General features: G+C 64.1%; 18 protein-coding genes. 6 read left to right on the top strand and 12 right to left on the bottom strand.

The genetic code is table 11. The features are described from left to right. Positions 1-116: 116 nt before the first annotated feature. A complete protein-coding gene (locus tag M3I53_RS26340) occupies positions 117-641 on the bottom strand; it encodes a YbhB/YbcL family Raf kinase inhibitor-like protein (RefSeq protein WP_254318790.1) in 525 nt (174 codons plus the stop codon). Positions 642-924: 283 nt separating this feature from the next. On the opposite strand from M3I53_RS26340, the gene M3I53_RS26345 reads away from it, so the two are divergent. Continuing rightward, complete coding sequence (locus tag M3I53_RS26345) at positions 925-1,632, top strand: response regulator transcription factor (protein ID WP_254318766.1); 708 nt, start codon at positions 925-927, stop codon at positions 1,630-1,632. A gap of 128 nt (positions 1,633-1,760) precedes the next feature. On the opposite strand, the gene M3I53_RS26350 is transcribed toward M3I53_RS26345, so the two are convergent. After that, positions 1,761-2,447 carry an orotate phosphoribosyltransferase gene (locus M3I53_RS26350; RefSeq protein WP_254318767.1) on the bottom strand — a complete coding sequence of 229 codons (687 nt, stop codon included), beginning with the start codon at positions 2,445-2,447 and terminating at the stop codon, positions 1,761-1,763. Positions 2,448-2,826: 379 nt separating this feature from the next. On the opposite strand from M3I53_RS26350, the gene M3I53_RS26355 reads away from it, so the two are divergent. Together M3I53_RS26355 and M3I53_RS26360 are read left to right on the top strand one after the other, a co-directional pair. Continuing rightward, complete coding sequence (locus M3I53_RS26355) at positions 2,827-4,068, top strand: MFS transporter (protein ID WP_254318768.1); 1,242 nt, start codon at positions 2,827-2,829, stop codon at positions 4,066-4,068. Positions 4,069-4,278: 210 nt separating this feature from the next. Beyond that, positions 4,279-6,564 carry an NADP-dependent malic enzyme gene (locus tag M3I53_RS26360; protein ID WP_254318769.1) on the top strand — a complete coding sequence of 762 codons (2,286 nt, stop codon included), beginning with the start codon at positions 4,279-4,281 and terminating at the stop codon, positions 6,562-6,564. A 90-nt stretch (positions 6,565-6,654) separates the two neighbouring features. Here the strand turns inward: M3I53_RS26360 and M3I53_RS26365 are convergent, their stop codons facing one another. After that, positions 6,655-10,257, bottom strand: a complete 3,603-nt coding sequence (locus M3I53_RS26365; RefSeq protein ID WP_254318770.1) for an indolepyruvate ferredoxin oxidoreductase family protein — start codon at positions 10,255-10,257, stop codon at positions 6,655-6,657. Positions 10,258-10,663: 406 nt separating this feature from the next. On the opposite strand from M3I53_RS26365, the gene M3I53_RS26370 reads away from it, so the two are divergent. Further along, the gene (locus M3I53_RS26370; protein ID WP_254318771.1) at positions 10,664-10,852 is read left to right on the top strand and encodes a hypothetical protein; all 189 of its coding nucleotides are present in this window, start codon (positions 10,664-10,666) and stop codon (positions 10,850-10,852) included. A 145-nt stretch (positions 10,853-10,997) separates the two neighbouring features. Here the strand turns inward: M3I53_RS26370 and hppD are convergent, their stop codons facing one another. Further along, entirely contained in the window at positions 10,998-12,095 is a 1,098-nt protein-coding gene (gene hppD, locus M3I53_RS26375; protein WP_254318772.1) for a 4-hydroxyphenylpyruvate dioxygenase, read from the bottom strand. Between the two features lie 140 nt (positions 12,096-12,235). Here hppD and M3I53_RS26380 point away from each other — a divergent pair, with 140 nt between their 5' ends. Further along, complete coding sequence (locus M3I53_RS26380; RefSeq protein ID WP_028203439.1) at positions 12,236-12,730, top strand: Lrp/AsnC family transcriptional regulator; 495 nt, start codon at positions 12,236-12,238, stop codon at positions 12,728-12,730. An 82-nt stretch (positions 12,731-12,812) separates the two neighbouring features. Here the strand turns inward: M3I53_RS26380 and M3I53_RS26385 are convergent, their stop codons facing one another. The 8 genes from M3I53_RS26385 to paaA all read right to left on the bottom strand — a co-directional run bounded on the left by M3I53_RS26385 (position 12,813) and on the right by paaA (position 19,140). After that, entirely contained in the window at positions 12,813-13,442 is a 630-nt protein-coding gene (locus tag M3I53_RS26385; protein WP_375542586.1) for a GNAT family N-acetyltransferase, read from the bottom strand. Positions 13,443-13,742: 300 nt separating this feature from the next. Then, a complete protein-coding gene (locus M3I53_RS26390) occupies positions 13,743-14,345 on the bottom strand; it encodes a TetR/AcrR family transcriptional regulator (RefSeq protein ID WP_042269159.1) in 603 nt (200 codons plus the stop codon). 6 nt (positions 14,346-14,351) lie between these two features. Continuing rightward, entirely contained in the window at positions 14,352-15,176 is an 825-nt protein-coding gene (locus tag M3I53_RS26395) for a DUF1835 domain-containing protein (protein WP_254318774.1), read from the bottom strand. A 165-nt stretch (positions 15,177-15,341) separates the two neighbouring features. Further along, positions 15,342-16,430, bottom strand: coding sequence for a 1,2-phenylacetyl-CoA epoxidase subunit PaaE (paaE, locus tag M3I53_RS26400; protein WP_254318775.1), 1,089 nt, complete (start codon positions 16,428-16,430; stop codon positions 15,342-15,344). 1 nt (position 16,431) lies between these two features. After that, positions 16,432-16,971 (bottom strand): 1,2-phenylacetyl-CoA epoxidase subunit PaaD, encoded by a 540-nt coding sequence (gene paaD / locus M3I53_RS26405; RefSeq protein WP_254318776.1) that lies wholly within the window; start codon positions 16,969-16,971, stop codon positions 16,432-16,434. Positions 16,972-17,000: 29 nt separating this feature from the next. After that, entirely contained in the window at positions 17,001-17,807 is an 807-nt protein-coding gene (gene paaC, locus M3I53_RS26410) for a 1,2-phenylacetyl-CoA epoxidase subunit PaaC (RefSeq protein ID WP_254318778.1), read from the bottom strand. Positions 17,808-17,816: 9 nt separating this feature from the next. Beyond that, positions 17,817-18,101, bottom strand: a complete 285-nt coding sequence (gene paaB, locus M3I53_RS26415) for a 1,2-phenylacetyl-CoA epoxidase subunit PaaB (protein ID WP_112169807.1) — start codon at positions 18,099-18,101, stop codon at positions 17,817-17,819. 40 nt (positions 18,102-18,141) lie between these two features. Further along, positions 18,142-19,140: a 1,2-phenylacetyl-CoA epoxidase subunit PaaA gene (gene paaA / locus M3I53_RS26420; RefSeq protein ID WP_254318779.1), complete on the bottom strand. Its 999-nt coding sequence runs from the start codon at positions 19,138-19,140 to the stop codon at positions 18,142-18,144. A 257-nt stretch (positions 19,141-19,397) separates the two neighbouring features. Between paaA and M3I53_RS26425 the strand changes: the two genes are divergently transcribed. After that, entirely contained in the window at positions 19,398-20,657 is a 1,260-nt protein-coding gene (locus M3I53_RS26425; protein WP_254318781.1) for an SGNH/GDSL hydrolase family protein, read from the top strand. Positions 20,658-21,147 lie beyond the last annotated feature (490 nt).

Raw genomic sequence — 21,147 nt, forward strand, 5'->3', positions numbered from 1 at the left:
GCGGTGGTGGAACGGTATTTTAAGACGTCATGCGGACGCGCGTGTGAACGCGTCCGGAAAAAAACCGGGGCTTACCCGTAACGTCTCTGGCGCCAGTCGAGCGCAACCGCTCCCGGTCATCGGCCGTACGTCACGGTGATTTGCGCGCTTGCGAGCGTCGAGCCGCTGATCTCGCGATCGAACAGTGCTGCCGGGCGGCCTTGCGCGAGTGGGAGCGTATCGACGCCCAGCGCGTACACGGTGACGACATAGCGGTGGGGATTGCCCGGCGGCGGGCACGGTCCTCCATAGCCTTCGATGTTGAAGTCGTTGCGCGCCTCGATCGCGCCGAGCTTGCGCAGCGCGCCCGCGGCGCTGGCGTTCTCCGGCAGGCTCGTCACGCCTGCCGGAATATTCGCGACGGCCCAGTGCCACCAGCCGCGTCCTGGCGCGTCCCGATCGAAGATCGTAATGGCAAAACTGCGCGTAGCTGCAGGAGCATTGCGCCAGGTCAAACTGGGCGACTGGTTCGGTCCATTGCAGCCCGCATCGTTGAAGACCTGGCGCGGGCCGATTTTGCCGCCATCGCTGAAATCGATGCTCGATACCGTGAACTTCTCACCTGCATAGGCTAAATGGGTTGTTGCCGCAACGCTCGCCATTGCGAGCCACGCGCATAGGCGCGCACGGCGCGCGCAACCAGGCTGAAAGTCATATGGAGTACGCATCAGCGAGCTCTCCCGCATGTTTGTAAAATTCGGCCCACGTTTTCCTGACGGAATTATTTGAATTGTTCCCGCATCCGAATTTGATCCAATATAGCGGTTTAAGCGAGCGAGCTTTCGCTTGCGCGCGTAATCGGACGTGCCGGAGGATTCCGCTATAGTTCTATATTCTCCCTGCACGGGCGAGCGGTGCCATCGGCGGCACCTACACGGAGGGTGAATGCAGCAACCAATCAGGGTCGTAGTCGCCGACGATCATCCGGTGATCTTGTTTGGTGCGGAACATGCACTGCTCAACTTTCCCGGCATCAAGGTCGTCGGCCGCGCCCGCCAGTCCACCGAACTCGTCAAGGCGTTGCAAACGGGCCCCTGCGACGTGCTGGTGACTGACCTTGCCATGCCGGGCGGGCAGTACGGCGACGGTTTGCCGCTCATCGGCTACCTGCGGCGCAACTTCCCGAACGTTCCCATCGTCGTCCTCACGATGCTCGAAAATCCCGCGCTGCTCAAACGCCTCGGTGAACTCGGTGTGATCGCGGTAGTGCACAAATCCGACGACCTGAGTCACATCGGCCTCGCGGTGCAGCATGTGAGCCGCAATCTCGGATATATGAGTCCACAGGTGAAGTTTGCGCTCGATCAATTACGCATCAACAGCGGCGGGAAAACCGATGAAGTAATTCTCTCAAAGCGGGAACTCGAGGTCGTGCGACTCTTTGTTTCGGGCATGACGATTAAAGAAATATCCGAGAAGCTGAACCGCAGTATTAAGACGATTAGTACTCAGAAGAACACGGCGATGCGCAAGCTCGGACTCGATCGAGACTCCGAACTTTTCCAGTATGCGCAGAGCAATGGCTTGCTCAACCTCTCCTCATATACGCCCGATGTGCCCGAAGCAGGCGGCGAAGCAGAAACGGCGCGTTGATCCTGCCGCGCTACACGCGCTTTACTCCCGCTTTCGATCTCTACACCGGCCAGAAAAAAAGGCCATCTGCCCAGGAGGCAGATGACCTTTTTGCCATGCACTCGCGCTCGCGCGCGGGGCTTGTGCGCTTACTGCGGCGCCGACGTCGCGCCGCCGTGCGCAGCCGACCACTCGGCCGGCGCGTGCAGGAATTTCTCGACTTCGTCGAGCGTCTTCGTTTCGAAGTAGCCCGATTGCTTGGCGACGCGCAGCACGTCCCACCACGTGGCGAGCGCGTGCAGGTCGACGTCGATGTCCTTCAGGACCGAGACGCTTTCCTTGAAGATGTTGTAGTGGAACAGCACGAAGCAGTGGTTCACCTGCGCGCCGGCCGTGCGCAGCGCGTTGATGAAGTTGATCTTGCTGCGGCTGTCGGTGGTCAGGTCTTCGACGAGCAGCACGCGCTGGCCTTCGGTGAGCAGGCCCTCGATCTGTGCATTGCGGCCGAAACCCTTCGGCTTCTTGCGCACGTACTGCATGGGCACCATCAGGCGGTCGGAGAGCCATGCCGCGAACGGGATGCCCGCGGTTTCGCCGCCGGCCACGGCGTCGATCTGCTCGTAGCCAACGTCGCGCAGGATCGTGGCTTCGGCCATTTCCATCAGGCCGCGGCGCACGCGCGGATACGAGATCAGTTTGCGGCAGTCGATATAGACCGGGCTCGCCCAGCCAGAAGTGAAGATGAAGGGCTTTTCGGCGTTGAAGTGCACGGCCTTCACTTCGAGCAGCATTTTCGCGGTTGCGTCCGAGATCGTCTGGCGATCGTAGCCTGTCATGGGCGAATCCTTGGATATGAGTGCGGGAGGAGGGTGGGCGCGGGGCCCAGTGGCGCTGGCACGGCGGGCACGAAGCGTGGCTTCGGCGCCTGCGGTGCGCGGCCCGAAAGGCGTGGATCGTCTGACCTTTTTCACTGCATGGGGTCAAGGCGACTCGCCCGGTCCGGACGGCTTCTCTTGCGCGCGTAGGCCGGTATTTTACCCGACTTGACGTTCGCCGACGAGTCGCACAGCCACGCGCCGGCAGCGATGTGGGGCGCGAACGCTGGCGGCGCGCCGCGGCGCGCGGTTGGCGTCGCGGTTGTGACGGCCCGGCCACAGCTTTACACTCACGCCGGTTTGCGCTCCCCGCGCGCGCATATTTCTCAGTACTGCCCACATGACCGCCGTTTCCACCAACCCGGCCGCCGCCACGCGCGGCCACGCCCTGCGTGCGCTCGTCGCCTCGGTGCTCGGCTACGCCATGGACGGCTTCGATCTGCTGATGCTCGGCTTCATGCTGCCCGCGATCAGCGCCGATTTGCATCTGTCCGGCGCGCAGGCGGGCGCGCTCGTCACATGGACGCTCGTCGGCGCGGTGGTGGGCGGTATCGGGTTCGGGCTGTTGAGCGACCGCTACGGGCGCGTGCGCGTGCTCACGTGGACCATTCTGCTGTTCGCCGTCTTCACCGGCATGTGCGCGCTGGCGCGCGGCTACGGCGACTTGCTCGTCTACCGCACGATCGCAGGCATCGGGCTGGGCGGCGAGTTCGGCATTGGCATGGCGCTCGTTGCCGAGGCGTGGCCCGCGCAGCTGCGCGCGCGGGCGTCGTCATATGTCGGGCTCGGCTGGCAGCTGGGCGTGCTGGCCGCGGCACTGCTCACGCCGCTGCTGCTCCCGGTGATCGGCTGGCGCGGCATGTTCGCCATCGGGCTGCTGCCGGCGGTCGTTTCGTTCGTGGTGCGGCGGCGCGTGGAGGAGCCCGAGCTTTTCGTCGCGCATGCGCGGCGCACGGCCGCCGCCGCCAGGGCCGAGCGCCCCCGCGCCCTGCGCATGCTCGTGGCCGACGCGCGCACTGCGCGCGCGAGCCTCGGCGTGGCCGTGCTCTGCTCGGTGCAGAACTTCGGCTACTACGGGCTCATGATCTGGTTGCCCGCGTACCTTTCGAAGTCCTTCGGCTATTCGCTCACCAAGTCGGGGCTGTGGACCGCCGCGACGGTTGCCGGCATGGCGCTCGGCATCTGGCTGTTCGGCATCGCTGCCGACCGGTTCGGCCGACGGCCCGCGTTCCTGTTCTATCAGGCGGGCGCCGTCCTCATGGTGTTCGTCTACGCGCAGCTTTCCACGCCGTTCGCGCTGTTGATTGGCGGCGCGGCAATGGGCGTATTCGTCAACGGCATGATCGGCGGCTATGGCGCGCTCATCTCCGAGCTGTATCCGACCGCGGCACGCGCCACCGCGCAGAACGTGTTGTTCAACATCGGCCGCGCCGTGGGCGGCTTCGGGCCGCTCGCCGTGGGCGCGCTGGCCGCGCGCTATTCCTTCACGGCGGCGCTCGGCATGCTCGCCGCCATCTACGTGCTCGACATCCTCGCGACGCTCTTCCTGATTCCCGAACGCCGCGGCGCCGCGCTCGAATAAGCAGCGCGCATCCGTAAGACGAAAGCGCCGCACATCCCGCAATATCGGCCGCGCGTATTCCCGGTATCAGTCTTTACCCACGTGGACGCGAACGGCGCCAGGTGTACACTAATCGGCCCTGCTGGAACGCTCGTGCCGTGCGAACCGGCGGGCCTACGACCATAAAAGATTCTCTCTCTCACGTCTCTCACGTCCAGGCAGGCCTGAAAAATGGATGAACAACTGAAGCAAAGCGCGCTCGCGTATCACCAGAATCCGAGGCCCGGCAAGATCTCGGTCACACCGACCAAACCGCTCTCGAACCAGCTCGATCTTTCGCTTGCTTATTCGCCCGGCGTTGCCGCTGCATGCATGGCGATTCACGAAGAGCCGCTCGATGCACAGAAGTACACCTCGCGCGCCAACCTCGTCGGCGTCGTGACGAACGGCACGGCCGTGCTCGGCCTTGGCAATATCGGTCCGCTCGCTGCCAAGCCGGTGATGGAAGGCAAGGGCTGCCTCTTCAAGAAGTTCGCCGGCATCGACGTGTTCGACATCGAACTCGACGAGCTGGACCCGGACAAGCTGGTCGACGCCATCGCCATGCTCGAGCCGACGCTCGGCGGCATCAACCTCGAAGACATCAAGGCGCCCGAGTGCTTCTACATCGAGCAGAAGCTGCGCGAGCGCATGAAGATTCCGGTCTTCCACGACGATCAGCACGGCACGGCCATCATCGCGTCGGCTGCGATCCTCAACGGCCTGAAGGTCGTGGGCAAGGATCTCGGCAGCGTGAAGCTCGTGTGCTCGGGCGCGGGCGCGGCGGCGATCGCGTGTCTGGACCTGCTCGTGAAGCTCGGTCTGAAGAAAGAGAATATCCTCGTCACGGATTCGAAGGGTGTGATCTACGAAGGTCGTGGCAATCTCGATCCCTCTAAGGCGCGTTACGCGGCCAACACCGAAGCGCGCACGCTCGGCGACGCGATCAAGGCCGCCGACGTGTTCCTCGGCTGCTCGAGCGCAGGCGTGCTCAAGCCCGAGATGGTCAAGGAGATGGGCGACAAGCCGCTGATCCTCGCACTCGCGAACCCGGAGCCGGAAATCCGCCCGGAAGAAGCGAAGAAGGTGCGCCCGGACGCGATCATCGCCACGGGCCGTTCGGACTATCCGAACCAGGTCAACAACGTGCTGTGCTTCCCGTTCATCTTCCGTGGCGCGCTGGACGTGGGCGCGACGACCATCACCGAAGAGATGAAGCTCGCGTGCGTGCGCGCGATCGCGGAACTCGCCGAGGAAACGGATCAGGGCGACGAAGTGGCGAAGGCCTATGAAGGCCACACGCTCGAATTCGGCCCGGAGTACCTGATTCCGAAGCCTTTCGATCCGCGCCTCATCATCAAGATCGCGCCGGCCGTGGCGCAGGCCGCGATGGATTCGGGCGTGGCCACGCGCCCGATCCAGGACATGGATGCCTATCGCGAGCAGCTTGGCGCGACGGTCTACCGCTCGGGCATGGTGATGCGTCCGGTGTTCGCGGCGGCGAAGGCCAACTGCGCGCGCATCGTGTTCGCCGAAGGCGAAGACGAGCGCGTGCTGCGCGCCGCGCAGTTCGTGCTCAACGAGAAGATCGCCAGGCCGATCATCGTGGGCCGTCCGTCGGTCGTGGAAATGCGCCTGAAGAAGATGGGCTCGAAGCTGCGTCCGGGCACCGACTTCGAGATCGTCGATCCCGAAGACGATCCGCGCTTCCAGAAGAGCTGGCAGGCGTACCACGAACTCGGCGCGCGTCAGGGCATCACGCCCGACGTGGCGAAGGCTTCGGTGCGCAAGTTCAACACGCTGATCGGCGCGATTCTCGTGCACCTCGGCGACGCCGACGGCATGGTCTGCGGCCTGCTCAACAGCTTCGACTATCACCTCAAGTTCATCGATCAGGTGTTCGGCAAGGCGAAGGAAGCCGAGAACTACGCGGCGATGAACCTGCTGATGCTGCCGGGCCGCAACATCTTCATCAGCGACACCTACGTGAACGAAGTGCCGAGCGCCGAGCAGCTCGCCGACATGACGATCCTCGCCGCGCGCGAAATCGAGAAGTTCGGCATCACGCCGAAGGTCGCGCTGCTGTCGTCGTCGAACTTCGGCAGCGTGCGTTCGTCGACCTCGCAGCGCATGCAGGCCGCGCGCGAGCTGATCGCCGCGCGCGATCCGCAGCTCGAAGTGGACGGCGAAATGCACGGCGACGCGGCGCTCTCCGAGCTGATCCGCAAGCAGTCGTTCCCGGGCACGACGCTCACGGGCGAAGCGAACCTCCTGATCATGCCGAACGTGGAAGCGGCCAACATCGCGTACAACCTGCTAAAGGTGATCGGCGGCGAAGGCGTGACGGTCGGCCCGTTCCTGCTGGGCGCGTCGAAGCCGGTGCACATCCTCACGCCGGCGGCCACCGTGCGACGCATCATCAACATGACGGCGGTGGCTTCGGCAAACGCGAACGTGGCGAAGGCTGCGGCGAAGTAAATCGCTTTGGCGTGAAACGCCTGATGTGAAAAGGGCGCTCCGTATTGCACGGAGCGCCCTTTGTTTTTACCGCCTCAAATCAGGCGAACGTCAAGCCGCGTGCCGCGCTGCGCCGTTTTCCGGCGAGCGCCACTTCGCGAGCAACGTGGCCCACTTCGCACGCGTGGCCTTGAGGTTGTTCTCCTTGATATGGCCGTAACCGCGAATCGCGTCGGGCAGGTTCGCGAGTTCCAGCGCGAGCGGCAGATTCGCCTCGCTCAGACCGCCGATCACTTCGCGCATCAGCATTTCGTACTCGCCGATCAACGCGCGTTCGTGTCGGCGTTCCTCCGTGCGGCCGAACGGGTCGAGCGCCGTGCCGCGCAGGAACCTGAACTTCGCGAGCACGCGCATGGCCGTGAGCATGCGCGGGCCATACTGCTTCTTCACGAGCTGGCCTTTGTCGTCATGCTTCGCGAGCGAGGGCGGCGCGAGATGGAAATTCACCTTCCAGTCGCCTTCGAAGCTCGCCTTGATCTTCTCGATGAACGCCGGGTCCGCGTAGAGGCGCGCGACCTCGTACTCGTCCTTGTACGCCATCAGCTTGTGCAGGTTCTTCGCAACAGCCTCGGTGAGCGGAGACTGGCCGTCGACGTGCTCGAGCTTCGCTTCGGCCTCGCGCACGCTTTCGACGAACGCGCGATAGCGCCGCGCGTATGCCGCGCTCTGATACGCGGCGAGATACTGCGCGCGCTTTTCGATGAGTGTGTCGAGCGCCTTTGGCGTGTGCAGCGAGACGATCTTCGCGCCGGCCGCTTCGGCGTTCTGCTCGGGCATCGGCTTCTTCACGAGCTGATCCACGGCGGCGCGATCGTGCGCCACGCGGCGGCCCCATTCGAACGCCGCGAGATTTTTCTCGACCTGCACCGCGTTCAACTCGATCGCGCGCACGAGCGACTCGTGCGTGAGCGGCAGCCAACCCTTTTGCCACGCGTAGCCGAGCACGAATGGGTTCGTGTAGATCGCGTCGCCGAGCAGCGCGAGCGCGTAGCGGTTCGCATCGACGGTCGCGACGTGGTCCGTGCCCGCCGCGGCGCGCACGTCGGCTTCGGTGTTGGAGCCCGGGAACTGCCACTGCGGATTCTTGATGAACTCGGCGGTCGGCGTGGGCGCGCTGTTGAGCACCACGTGCGTCATGCCTTCCTGCATGCGCGAGACGCAGTCGTCGCCGGCCGTCACGATGGCGTCGCAGCCGATCACGAGGTTCGCCTCGCCCATGGCGATGCGCGTGGCGTGGATATCGCCGGGCCGGTTGGCGATCTGCACGTGGCTCATCACCGCGCCGCCCTTTTGCGCGAGGCCGGTCACGTCGAGCACGGTCACGCCCTTGGCTTCGAGGTGCGCGGCCATGCCGAGCAATGCGCCGATCGTCACCACGCCGGTGCCGCCCACGCCCGTCACGAGCACGCCGTAGGGACGGTCGATAGCGGGCACGTCGGGCGTCGGGACGGTCGGCATCGCTTCGTTCGCGACGCTGCTCGTCTTCGGCTTGCGTAGCTGGCCGCCTTCCACCGTCACGAAGCTCGGGCAGAAGCCCTTCAGGCACGAGAAGTCCTTGTTGCAGGTGGACTGGTTGATCTGGCGCTTCGTGCCGTATTCCGTATCGAGCGGCTCGACGCTCAGGCAATTCGACTGCACCGAGCAATCGCCGCAGCCTTCGCACACGGCCTCGTTGATGACCACGCGCTTGGCCGGGTCCGGATACGCGCCGCGTTTGCGGCGGCGGCGCTTTTCGGTGGCGCAGGTCTGGTCGTAGATCAGGATCGTCGTGCCGGGAATCTCGCGCAGTTCGCGCTGGATCGCATCGAGCTGGTCGCGGTGGTGGATCGTCACGCCCGGCGCGAGCTTCGTGGCGGGTTCGCCTTCGTACTTCTCGGGTTCGTCGGTGACGATCGCGATCTTCGCAGCGCCCTCGGCCGCGACCTGATGCGTGATCTGCGGCACGGTCAGCGTGCCGTCGACAGGCTGGCCGCCCGTCATCGCGACCGCATCGTTATAGAGAATCTTGTAGGTGATGTTCGCCTTCGAGGCAATCGCCGCGCGGATGGCGAGCAGGCCCGAGTGGAAGTATGTGCCGTCGCCGAGGTTGGCGAACACGTGCTTGTCGTTCGTGAACGGCGCCTGGCCGACCCACGCCACGCCTTCGCCGCCCATCTGGCTGAAGGTGCTCGTGCTGCGGTCCATCCACACCGTCATGTAGTGGCAGCCGATGCCGGCCATCGCGCGCGAGCCCTCGGGCACGTTCGTCGACGTGTTGTGCGGGCAGCCAGAACAGAACCACGGCTTGCGCTCCGCCTGTACGCGCGGCTTCGCGAGCGCCTTTTCCTTGGCCTCGATCACGCTCGTGCGCGCCGCGATACGCGCGCGCACGTCCGAGGGCAATTCGAACTTGTCGAGCCGCGTGGAGATGGCCTTGGCGATGATCGCGGGCGAAAGCTCGTAGTGCGCGGGCAGCAGCCAGTTGCCCATCGGCACCGACCATTCGCCGCCCGCGCCGTCCTTTTCGTCGAACTTGCCGTACACGCGCGGACGCTGGGCGTCGGGCCAGTTGTACAGCTCTTCCTTGATCGCGTATTCGAGAATCTGGCGCTTTTCCTCGACCACGAGAATCTCTTCCAGGCCGCGCGCGAAGGCGTGCGCGCCCTGCGCTTCGAGCGGCCACACGCAGCCCACCTTGTAAAGCCGGATTCCGATGCGCGAGCAGGTTTCGTCGTCGAGGCCGAGGTCGGTGAGCGCCTGGCGCACGTCCAGGTATGCCTTGCCGCCTGTGATGATGCCAAAGCGCGCGTGCGGCGAATCGATCTCGACGCGGTCGAGCTTGTTGGCGCGCACATAGGCGAGCCCCGCGTACCACTTGTAGTCGAGCAGACGCGCTTCCTGCACGAGCGGCGGATCGGGCCAGCGAATATTCAGGCCGCCCTCGGGCATTGCGAAGTCTTCGGGGAGGATGATGTTGGTGCGATGCGGGTCGAGTTCGACCGAAGCCGACGATTCCACCACGTCGGTCACGCATTTCATTGCGACCCAGAGGCCCGAGTAACGGCTCATCGCCCAGCCATGCAGGCCGAAGTCGAGATATTCCTGGACGTTCGAGGGGAACAGCACCGGTAGTCCGCAGGCCTTGAAGACGTGCTCCGACTGGTGCGCGAGCGTGGACGACTTGGCCGCATGGTCGTCGCCGGCAAGCACGAGCACGCCGCCGTGCGGCGACGAGCCGGCGGAATTGCCGTGCTTGAACACGTCGCCGCTGCGGTCGACGCCCGGTCCCTTGCCGTACCACATCGAAAACACGCCGTCGTATTTCGCGGATGGATACAGGTTCACCTGCTGCGAGCCCCACACGGCGGTCGCGGCGAGGTCTTCGTTCACGCCTGGCTGAAAAACGATCTGATGCGCGGCGAGATGCTGCTTCGCCTTCCAGAGGGACTGATCGAGACCGCCGAGCGGCGAGCCACGATAGCCGGAGATAAACCCCGCGGTATTGAGACCGGCGGCCTTGTCGCGCTCCTGCTGCAGCATCGGCAGGCGGACCAGCGCCTGGATGCCGCTCATGTACGCGCGGCCGCGTTCGAGGGTGTATTTATCGTCGAGCGTGACGGAAGCGAGTGCGGCTTCGAGCGAAGCGCGCTGACCTGCGTCTAGCGGGGCATTCATTATGTGTCTTCCTCCATCCAACCAATCCGTTGTGGGATCGCCAGAACATCAGGGCCTCGGCATCTTGTGAATGCTTGGGCCGGGGTCGCCATATTGGCTTCTTTCTTTTGATAGTAGCACTCGGATAAACCCGCCGCTTCGAGCGGTCCGAGCGCCGCCCCGCATTGCGCTGCATGTTTCGGGCCTGTGGCGCCGTGTCGCGCAAGCGGTCTGAAACTCTTGTGTAATAACGGATGTATCGAATTCCTCAGAGGAGTAACAACGTGTAAAACTTGCACTACTTGGGAACCAGACTTGAATATCCTGTCTAACTCCCTCACCTGTGCGAACCGCGCAGCTTCCCTGGCTGTTAACAGTTATTAAAAGGGGCACTACTGCGACAGGCAGTCTAAAAAAGGAGTCCAGCATGAATAATCGACATATCCAGACCTTCCTGACGGTCTCGGCTGCGTTCTTTGCCATGAGCGCGCCACTGCATTCGAACGCCAGCACGAAGAGCGCCGAGAGTGCGACGACCCGATGCGCCCAGTACACGCTGAGCATGAAGGCTGATACGAACGCCATGCCGGCCGCGAAGGCCGAACGCAAGTCCTGATGCCGCGCTGATCCGCGCAGCATTCCATTCATCCGAATCCGGCGCGGAGGTGTGCGGCGGCGGATTCAAAAGTCAAAAAGGGCGAAGATCGTGCGATCTTCGCCCTTTCTGTTTGGCCTTGGCCGAAATTACCGGCGCGGGCGCGTCATGCCTTGTCCTGCACCACGCCACGGCGGATCTGGTCGAGCTCGATCGACTCGAACAACGCCTTGAAGTTGCCCTCGCCGAAGCCCTGGTTGCCCTTGCGCTGGATGATCTCGAAGAAGATCGGGCCGATCTGGTTTTCCGTGAAGATCTGCAGCAGCAGGTCTTCGGGCATGCCGTCGATCAGGATCTTGCGCTTCTTGAGCTCTTCCAGCGGCTCTGTGTGGCCCGGAATGCGGCGGTTCACGAGCTCGTAGTACGTGTCGATCGTGTCGAGCAGCGCGATCTCCCTGGCGCGCAGGCCATCCACGGTGCGGTAGATGTCGTTCGTGCCGAGCGCGATGTGCTGGATGCCTTCGCCGTGATAGGCGTCGAGGTATTCCTGGATCTGGCCCGCCGTCTCGCCGCCTTCCTCGTTGATCGGAATGCGGATCTTGCCGCAGGGCGAGGTCATCGCCTTCGACTTCACGCCGGTGACCTTGCCTTCGATGTCGAAGTAGCGGATTTCGCGGAAGTTGAACAGGCGTTCGTAGAACTCGGCCCATTCGTTCATGCGGCCGCGATGGACGTTGTGCGTGAGGTGGTCGATATAGGTGAGGCCGTGGCCGACCGGGTTCTGCTCGGCGCCCGCGATCGGCTCGAAGTCGACGTCATAGATGCTGATGTCGCCAATGCTGCCCGGCGCCGCGCCGTTCTTGCCGCGCCAGCGGTCGACGAAATAGATCAGCGAGTCGCCAATGCCCTTGATGGCCGGAATGTTCAGTTCCATCGGGCCCGTCTTGTTGTCGAAGCCCCACGCGCCGAGTTCGAGCGCATGCTTGTAGGCTTTGGCGGCGTCCTGCACGCGGAAGGCGATCGCGCAGATCGACGGGCCGTGCAGGCGCGCAAAGCGCTGGGCGAACGAATCGGGTTCGCCGTTGACGATGAAGTTGATATCGCCCTGGCGGTAGAGCGTCACGTCCTTGTGGCGATGGCGCGCGATGGCGGTGAAACCCATGCGTTCGAACAGTTTGCCGAGCGCCTTGGGGTCCGGCGCGGTGTATTCGATGAATTCGAAGCCGTCGGTGCCGACGGGGTTCTCCCAGTTGGGGACCTGCATGGTTGTCTCCTGGCTGATGTAGATCAGATTTCGTGTTGCACAGTGTAGTCCGCCGTATCGGGAGAAAACTTGCGAGTTGGGTCGCGCTGCTGTCGATCTGCGCTATAAACTGCCCTCAATGAATGTTCGGAAGGCAGAAAATGGCAAGCATCGAATTGGACGCGATCGACAGGCGCATTCTCGCAATCCTTCAGGAGAATGGCCGGCTCTCGAACCAGGAGATCGCCGAGCGCGTGAATCTTTCGCCCAGCCCGTGTTTGCGGCGCATCCGGCGGCTCGAGGAAAGCGGCGTGATCCGCAGCTACGTGGCGCTGCTCGATGCGCAGAAGCTGGGGCTGGACCTGCTTGCCTATGTGAACGTGCGGTTGGAAAAGCGCGGGCCGACAGCGGCGGGGCGCGAAGGCGTGACGCACGCCGAGCTGTTTCGTGCGGCGGTGCAGACCTGGCCGGAGGTGGTGGCCTGTCACGCGATGACGGGCGACATGGATTTTCTGCTGCGCGTGCAGGTGGAGGATATGGCGCACTTTTCGCGCTTCGTGCAGGACCAGTTGCTGCACCATCCTTCGGTGATCGACGTGAAGTCCAGCTTTTCGCTCGACACGTTCAAGGAAACGACGGCTTTGCCGATCCGCTGACTGCGCGGCGCCGTGCAGCAGCCGCAAAAAAAGCGGCCGAGGCCGCTTTTTCAGTGCGTCAGCCGATCCCGAAGGGCAGGAGTCACGCCGCGACAGCCTGCGGCAGGATCGATTCCATCAGCTTGCTGGCCTGGCGCGCCTGACGCTTGAGCGCGTAGTCGAACACGGCGGCTTGTTCCTGGAGCATTTCGGCGATGATGCTGGTCTGGTCGGCCGGTTCGAGCGACAGATAGGCGTCGGCTTCGCCGTAGGCGTACTCGATCTTCATACCCGACTTCTTCGCGATGTGCATCATCGTCGAGTTGCGCGACAGGCAGTGCATATAGAGCGTGGTGACGTGCGTGTTGCGGCTGCGGATCGCTGCGCGCTCGAAGAGCTTCGAACCGATCCCCTGGCCGCGCGCGCTTTCTTGCACGGACACGCCGAACTCGGCCGTGCGGCCGTTGCCGTCCGCCGGCAGGTAGGCCAGATGGCCGACGCCGACGAGTTGCAGCTGGTGGTTGAACACGCCGAACACGGTGTCGCGCGTGAAGTCCATCGAGCGCACGTACTTTTCGATCACGTGGTCCGGCGCGGCTTGGCCGAAGCGCAGCAGCCGGTCGTCCCTGTCGAGCGAGAGAAAGTGCGCGAGCAGGCGTTCGCGGTCTGCCGAGGTGAGCACTCGCACCATGACGGGCGCATGACCGGACGTCAGCGGACGAACGGACGACATGATCGGCACGTTGGCTTTGGTCGAAAGCGGGTTCATGGTGGGTTCTCCTTAGAATGCATGCCGCATGATGCAGCGCAAAACGCATTCTAGCGGAAACCCTGGGTGCGCTCTAGGGAAAACCCGGAGTGCAAATTTGAGTGTTGCGCCTAATTAATAAAAATACGAGCGCAAGCGTTTGATTATTAATGTTTATTCTGAGTGAGTCGTTTGACGCGTCAACTGTTGTCCTGACGCATCATGTCGCATTGCAGCAATCTGGCCCGAAATGATCGGCCGCCCGAAGCACCGTCCAGCCAACCCTCAGGCGCCCTTTAGGCCGTGATCGACCATGGCGATCACCTGCTCGGCGAAATCGCGATAGCCCATGCGGCCGCCGGGTTTGAGCCACGTAAAGGTCCAGTTGATCATGCCGAACACCATCATCGTCAGCGCGGTCTGGTTTTCGCTCGTGACCTGGCCGGGGTACGCGCGCGCGAGTTGACGCGTAAAGGCGGCGACCACGTCGCGCTGGCGGTTCAGGATGATCTCGCGCTGGGCGTCGACGAGGTATTTGACGTCGTTCAGGAGCGCCACGTGGCGGCTGTGCGAGGTTTCGTACTCGGCGAGAAACGCGCGAATCAGCTCCGCGAAGCTCTCGCGCTCGTCGTGACCACGACGCTGGCTCGCGCCTTCCACCTCCGCGATGATCAGCATGAGCCGCTTGGTGTAGCGATCGAGCAGGTCGAAGAGGATCGCTTCCTTGCTCTCGTAATAGTGATAGAGCCGCGCCTTCGAAGTGCCGCTGGCGGCCGCGAGATCCGACATCGAGGTGCTCGGGTAGCTCGTCTGCGCGAATTTGGCGGCGGCGAGCTCGAGGATCTGGTCGCGTTGGGTTTCGTGGTCGGGCGCTCGGGTGCGTGCCATGGGAATTCAGCGGGGGAGGGAAAGATGCGCGGCGGTTTGCGGCAGGGGCGGACGCGCGGCGCGCGCGGCGGCGGCAAGCGGGGCGCAGGCGGCGCACATATCGTCGCGCAGGCGCAGTTCTTCGGCCGCGCACAGTTCGCGCAGACGCCACAGCACGACCGGCTCGCCAACCGTGAAGCCGGCGCCGCCACGCGTGAGCGCTTCGCCTAGCGCGTCGCTGGGAAGCCACGATGCGCCCGCCGGACGGTCTTCATAGGCGTCGAGCACGTCGAGGATCATCGCGTCGAGGTCGCTCCACGTGCCGCTCGTAAAGGTGTTGTCGCGCCAGCGGCGCGTCTCCCCGTTGGCGAACTTGGCTTCTTGCCACTCCAGCGCGAGACGCGTGATGCGCAGTACCGAGATCGGCGCGGCATCGGGCAAGCGCGCCTCGATGCGGGCTGCAGCGTTCAGACCCGAAATTTCGTCGGTGGTCAGGCGCACTTCGTTCAGGCGCTGCGGGACGTCGCGCAAGCGGTAGCAGACCCGGCGCAGCGCGAGTTGGTGCGCGGCGTCGTGCGTGTGCCAGATCACCACATGGGAGTCGTCGGCTTCGAGCGCATTCAGCGCCGCACAGTCGTCGTAGGCAAGCGCGGGCGGCGCATCGCTTAGGCGCTCCCAGAAGGCGGCGCGTTGCGCGACGCCTGGGTCGCCCGCCACGTCGATGTCGCGCAACGGACCGACCGTCAGGTCATCGCGCAGGGCGATCACGCGGTCCGGACGGCCTGCCGCTTCGAGAGCCTGTCGTAGCGCCGTCACGGCCGGCTCGCCGTAAATGAGGTGAATCGTGGTCATCGACAACTCGTTGCGTTCACGCTGAACGCCCTGTAAGCCCGAAAGCGCGCAAATAACAAAAGGAGCCGCCCGCGGGTGTCGCAGCGCTGCGCTGCAACACCCGCGGGCGGCCCCTAGTGTAAGCGGATCGCCTGCGGGCCGAAAGCGTGCTGTTGCTCTAACGCCTTAACGTTCGTCGAAACTCACGACCACACGCTCGCTGACCGGATGGCACTGGCAGGTGAGCACGAAGCCGTCCTTCACCTCCTGCTCCTCGAGCGTGTAGTTCTTGTCCATCTTCACTTCGCCTTCGAGCACCTTGGCGCGGCAGGTGCAGCACACGCCGCCCTTGCAGGCGTAAGGCAGCGCCAGACCCGCCTTCAGGCCGACGTCGAGCAGGCTCACGCCCTCGTACGGCAGGCGCATCTTGCGCTTCTTGCCGTCGATGACGATTTCGAGGTCGGCGGCCGGCGTGTTTTCAGTGATCTCGACGTTCGCCACGCCCGCCTGCGGCAGCGGCGAGCCGAAACGCTCCACGTGCACCTTCTGAGGCGGCACGCCCGCATCCTTGAACGCGGCTTCGGCGGCGTCCATCATCGGGCCGGGGCCGCAGATGAAGGCTTCGTCGATCTCGTCGGCGGGCAAGAGCGTTTCGAGGAACGCCGCGCACTTGGCCTGATCGAGCACGCCGTTGAAGAGTTCGACGTCCTGCAGGTCGTCCGAAAGCACGTGATAGAGGCGCAAGCGGCTCATGAAGCGGTTCTTCAGGTCTTCCAGCTCTTCGGCGAACATGATCGAGTCGACGCTGCGGTTGCCGTACACGAGCGTGAACGCGCTGCGCGGCTCCGTTTCTAGCGTCGTCTTGATGATCGCGAGCACGGGCGTGATGCCCGAGCCGCCCGAGAAGGCCACGTAGTGCTTGCCGTGCTCGGCATTCAGGTGCGTGAAAAAGCGGCCATCGGGCGTCATCACGTCGATCTCGTGGCCGGGCGCGAGCTGATCGAACGCGAAGTTCGAAAAACGCCCGCCGCGCACGCGCTTGATGCCGATGCGCAGCTCCCCATCGCGGTCGTAGTCGGTGACGCCCACGCAGATCGAGTACGAACGACGCGTTTCTTCGCCATCGATGTGCGTCTTGAGCGTCACGAACTGCCCCTGGGTGAAGCGAAACGCCTCGCGCAGCTCGGGCGGGACTTCGAAAGCGACAGAGACCGCGTCCGCGGTTTCGGGCCGCACTTCGCGGATGCGCAGCGAATGGAATTGCGGAGTGGCCATATCAGTACGGTTTGAAGTAGTCGAAGGGTTCGCGGCAGTCGATGCAGCGGTAGAGCGCCTTGCACGCGGTCGAGCCGAACTGCGCGAGGCGCTCGGTATGCTGCGAGCCGCAGTGCGGGCAGGCGGGCGCGGGCAATGGCTTCGGCTTCGGCTTCGCGATGAAGGTGATCGGTTGCTCGGCCGATTGCGGCGCAAAGCCGCAGTTACCCGTTGGCGGCGCGATGCCATAGGCGCGCAACTTCTCGCGCGCTTCGTCGGTGATCCAGTCGGTGGTCCACGCGGGCGTGAGGGTCGTCGCGATGCGGTAGGGCGCGAGCGCGGCGGCGTCGAGCGCGTGCGCGACGTCCTCCGCGATCTGCGACATGGCGGGGCAGCCGGAGTAGGTGGGCGTGATGATCACTTCGATCTGGCCGTCGTCGGCGCGGCGCACGTCGCGCAGAATGCCCAGTTCGCGAATCGACACGACCGGAATCTCCGGATCGGGCACCGATTCCAGCACTTCCCAGGCGCGTTCGAGCGCGTGATCTGCCGTTGCTTGCATCGTGACTTCCTCTGTTCCTGCGGGGGTGCTTACCAGCGCGCGTCCGGGTGCTGGCGCGCGAGGCTCTGCATCTCGGCCAGCACGAAACCCATGTGCTCCGAGTGTTCACCGTGCTTGCCGGTCGTGATGTGGAACACCTGCTCTGGCAGCGTAAGCGTGGCTTCTTCGAGCGCGGCTTCCACGTCGGCGCGCCACGCCGCTTCGAACTGCGCCGTGAGCGGTGCGATGCCGGCTTCGGCCACGGCCGTTTCCACGGCGTCGGTGCTGAAGAACTCCCGCGTGTACGGCATCAGCCAGTCGATGGCGGCCTGGGCGCGGCGGTGCGATTCGTCGGTGCCGTCGCCGAAACGGATCAGCCACTCGCGCGCATGGTGCACGTGGTAGCGCGTTTCCTTGATCGAGCGCTCGGCGATTGCGGCCAGTTGCGGGTCGGCGGAGCGCAGCAGCGCGGTCCACAGATGCCCCATCAGCGTGGCGTAGAGGAAATTGCGCACGATCGTCACGGCGTAGTCGTTGGCCGAATGCGTCGTGCCGGCGAGCGGGCCGAAGTGCGGCAGCTCTGCGAGCGTGTAGTTCGCGAACTCGCGCTCTGCGCGGAAGTAGGCGTAGTCGTCCTCGGTGCGCTCGCGGCCGGTGAGCGCCTTTTCGAGCGTAGCGGCATGCGTGTAGAGCAGGCGCGCCTGACCGATCAGGTCCAGGCTCATGTTGGCGAGCGCGATGTCTTCTTCGAGGATCGGGCCGTGGCCGCACCATTCCGTATTGCGCTGACCGAGGATCAGCGCCGTATCGGCGAGGCGTAGCACGTACGCGAGTTGTTCGGGCGTGGGCGTCGTCATGTTGCGCTCTTACATGTGGTTGACTTCGTCGGGCAGCGTGTAGAACGTCGGGTGGCGATAGATCTTGTCGCCGGCCGGCTCGAAGAGCTCGGCCTTTTCGTTCGGATCCGATGCCGTAATTGCCGACGACGGCACCACCCAGATGCTCACGCCTTCCTGGCGGCGCGTGTAGACGTCGCGCGCCATGCGCAGCGCCATCGAGGCGTCGCAGGCGTGCAGGCTGCCGCAGTGCTTGTGGTCGAGGCCCTGCTTGCTGCGCACGAACACTTCCCAGATCGGCCATTCCTTGTTCATCGTGGATCTCCTTCCTTCCTGATTCATGTATGAGGTGTGCTCAAGCTGCGTGCTTTTCGGCGCGCTGACGCTGCTTTTCGGCGTGGGCGAGGGCGGCTTCGCGCACCCACGCGCCTTCGTTGTGCGCCTTCACTCGCGTGCCGAGACGCTCGCGGTTGCACGGGCCGTCGCCGTTCACGACGCGCCAGAATTCTTCCCAGTCGATCGTGCCGTAGTCGTAGTGGCCGCGCGCTTCGTTCCATTTCAGATCGGGATCGGGCAGCGTGACGCCCAGCACCTTCGCCTGCTCGACCGTGGCATCGACGAACTTCTGGCGCAGATCGTCGTTCGAGATGCGCTTGATGCCCCATTTGGCCGACTGGTTGCTATGGACCGAATCGGCGTCGCTCGGGCCGAACATCATCAGCACCGGCCACCACCAGCGGTTCACGGATTGCTGAACGAGTTCGCGCTGCGCCTCGGTGCCGCTCATCATGGCGAGCAGGGCGTCGAAGCCCTGGCGCTGGTGGAAAGACTCTTCCTTGCAGATGCGGATCATGGCGCGCGCGTACGGGCCGTACGTGCAGCGGCACAGCGGAATCTGGTTCATGATCGCCGCGCCGTCCACGAGCCAGCCGATCACGCCGACATCGGCCCACGTGGGCGTCGGGTAGTTGAAGATGCTCGAATACTTGGCCTTGCCGGCGTGCAGGGCGTCGACTAGCTGGTCGCGCGAAACGCCGAGCGTTTCCGCCGCGCTATAAAGATAGAGGCCGTGGCCCGCTTCGTCCTGCACCTTGGCGAGCAGGATCGCCTTGCGCTTGAGGCTCGGCGCGCGCGAGATCCAGTTGCCTTCCGGCAGCATGCCGACGACTTCCGAGTGCGCATGCTGCGAGATCTGGCGCACGAGCGTCTTGCGATAGGCGTCGGGCATCCAGTCCTGCGGCTCGATCTTGCCGTCGGCGGCCATGATGGCGTCGAACTGCGCTTGCTCCGGCGAGATTGCGTCCGCGTCGGGCGGAGCAACATTGCCGGGGATGTCGAGGGATTGCGTGTACATGGAGACGCTCTCGTCGAAGTTGGGTATGTCGCGCAGTATAAATCAACCGACCGGTCGGTAAATGAATTTTTTGAGGTGAGGCAAAGAAATTCGGACCGACAGCTCAGTTTTAGCGGGGCGGCAGCGGGGTGCCTGGAATTTTGGGCCCTTGTGCGCGGGCATTTGCACGCGTTGATGTGCTGAACTGTCAGGCGGATGGAAGGCTGTGCGCCGGGCCATGGGGCACAATGCGCCTTTGCCTGCGCACTCGTTCACGGATGAAGATTTCTTTTGCTCCCCTCGCGGCTGCGGCCGCAGTATTAATTTCACTTGGCGGCGCGTCTGCCGCGTTCGCTGATCAAGCCCCGGGCCCTTGGGTCACGAGCTGGGCGACGGCCCTGCAGTCGATTCCCGAGCGCGACGCGCTCCCGGCGCTGTACCGCGCGCCCGAGGTCGCCGGGCGTACCGTTCGGCAGATCGTCTATCCGTCGCTGGGTGGCACGGTTGCGCGCGTGCATTTGAGCAACCTCTACGGGCGCGCGCCGCTCGTGATCGAGGCGATGGCGATTGCGCCGTCTGCGGGCGGCGCGGCGGCGAGCGAGGCAGGTATGGCGCATGTGACCTTCGGCGGGCGGCCGGCGGTGTCGGTGCCTCCCGGTGCTGCGCTCGATAGCGATCCGGTGCAGATCGATCTGAAGGCGCACGCACCCTACGCCATCAGTTCCTATATGGGACCCGAGCAAAAGATGGTCGCGTGGCACCGCGTGGCGAGTCAGGTGGATTACGTCTCGCGTCCGGGCAATCACGTCGCGGATCCGTCGATTGGTGCGTTCGCCCAGCGCTTTACGCAGTACGCGTGGGTGACGGGGCTGGCGGTCGAGGCGCCGGGGGCGTCGACGGTCGCGGCGATCGGCGATTCCATTACCGATGGCATGCGTTCCTCGCTCAATCAGAACCGTCGCTGGCCGGACGCGTTGGCGCGCCGCATCGCGCAGTCGCCGCGCACGGATCTCGCCGTGATCGATCTCGGGATTAGCGGCAACCGGTTGCTGAGCGATTCGCCTTGCTACGGCGAGGCGCTCGAGCGGCGCTTTGGCCGCGACGCGCTCGGTCACCCGGGCGTGAAGACCGTGGTGCTGCTCATCGGCATCAACGACATCAACTTCCAGGCGATGCCGGCGCGATCGGGTCTCGACTGCGACTTTCCTCATACGCACGTGGACGCGAACGACGTGATCGCGGGCTACCGCCGCGTGATCGCGCAGGCGCACGGGCGCGGCGTACGCATTTTCGGCGCGACGCTCACGCCGGCATCGCTGCCGCCGGAGCGCGAGGCAATCCGCACGGCGGTCAATCAGTGGATCCGGACTGGCGGGGCGTTCGACGGCGTGGTCGATTTCGACGCGGCGCTGCGGGACCCCGCGGATCCGGCGCGACTGCGTTACGGCTATGACAGCGGCGACCACATCCATCCAAGCGACGCCGGCTACGCCGCGATGGCGAACGCAGTGCCGCTGGAGGTCCTTACCCGGAAGTGAGGAATATTTTCGCTACCCCCTTGCACGGCTTCGGCGGGGGCGATAAGATTCGCCCCCTTCGTTCGATGTCTCTCAGACGTCAGGCAGCGAGGGCCGCCGCGGAAACCGGCGGACGCAGGAGTCAGCAAGCTTTTTCAAGCGGTGAGCGAAAAAAAGGGGTTGACGAAGCGAAAAGGATTCTTCATAATCTCGTTTCTCTGCTGCAGACGCAGCAACGCAGAAAGAAGCCGGTAGTCGAGCAGTTTTAACGGCGCTTTCGCGAACGATCTTTAAAAATTTACAGCCGATAAGTGTGGGCGCTTGATGCGGTGGCGACCCGATATGGTTCTTCGGAGCGATATCGGGAGCAGCAAAAGTATCAAGAGTCTCACACTAAAGTAAGTCAGGTTTTTGAATTTATTCAGAACCTGTCAGCTTTGAGTGAGCGACCGGTCTCGAGAGAGACCGAAAACAGTAACAGGTATTGAACTGAAGAGTTTGATCCTGGCTC

Source organism: Paraburkholderia sp. CNPSo 3272 (genome assembly GCF_024206495.1).
In the GTDB taxonomy this organism is placed as follows: domain Bacteria; phylum Pseudomonadota; class Gammaproteobacteria; order Burkholderiales; family Burkholderiaceae; genus Paraburkholderia.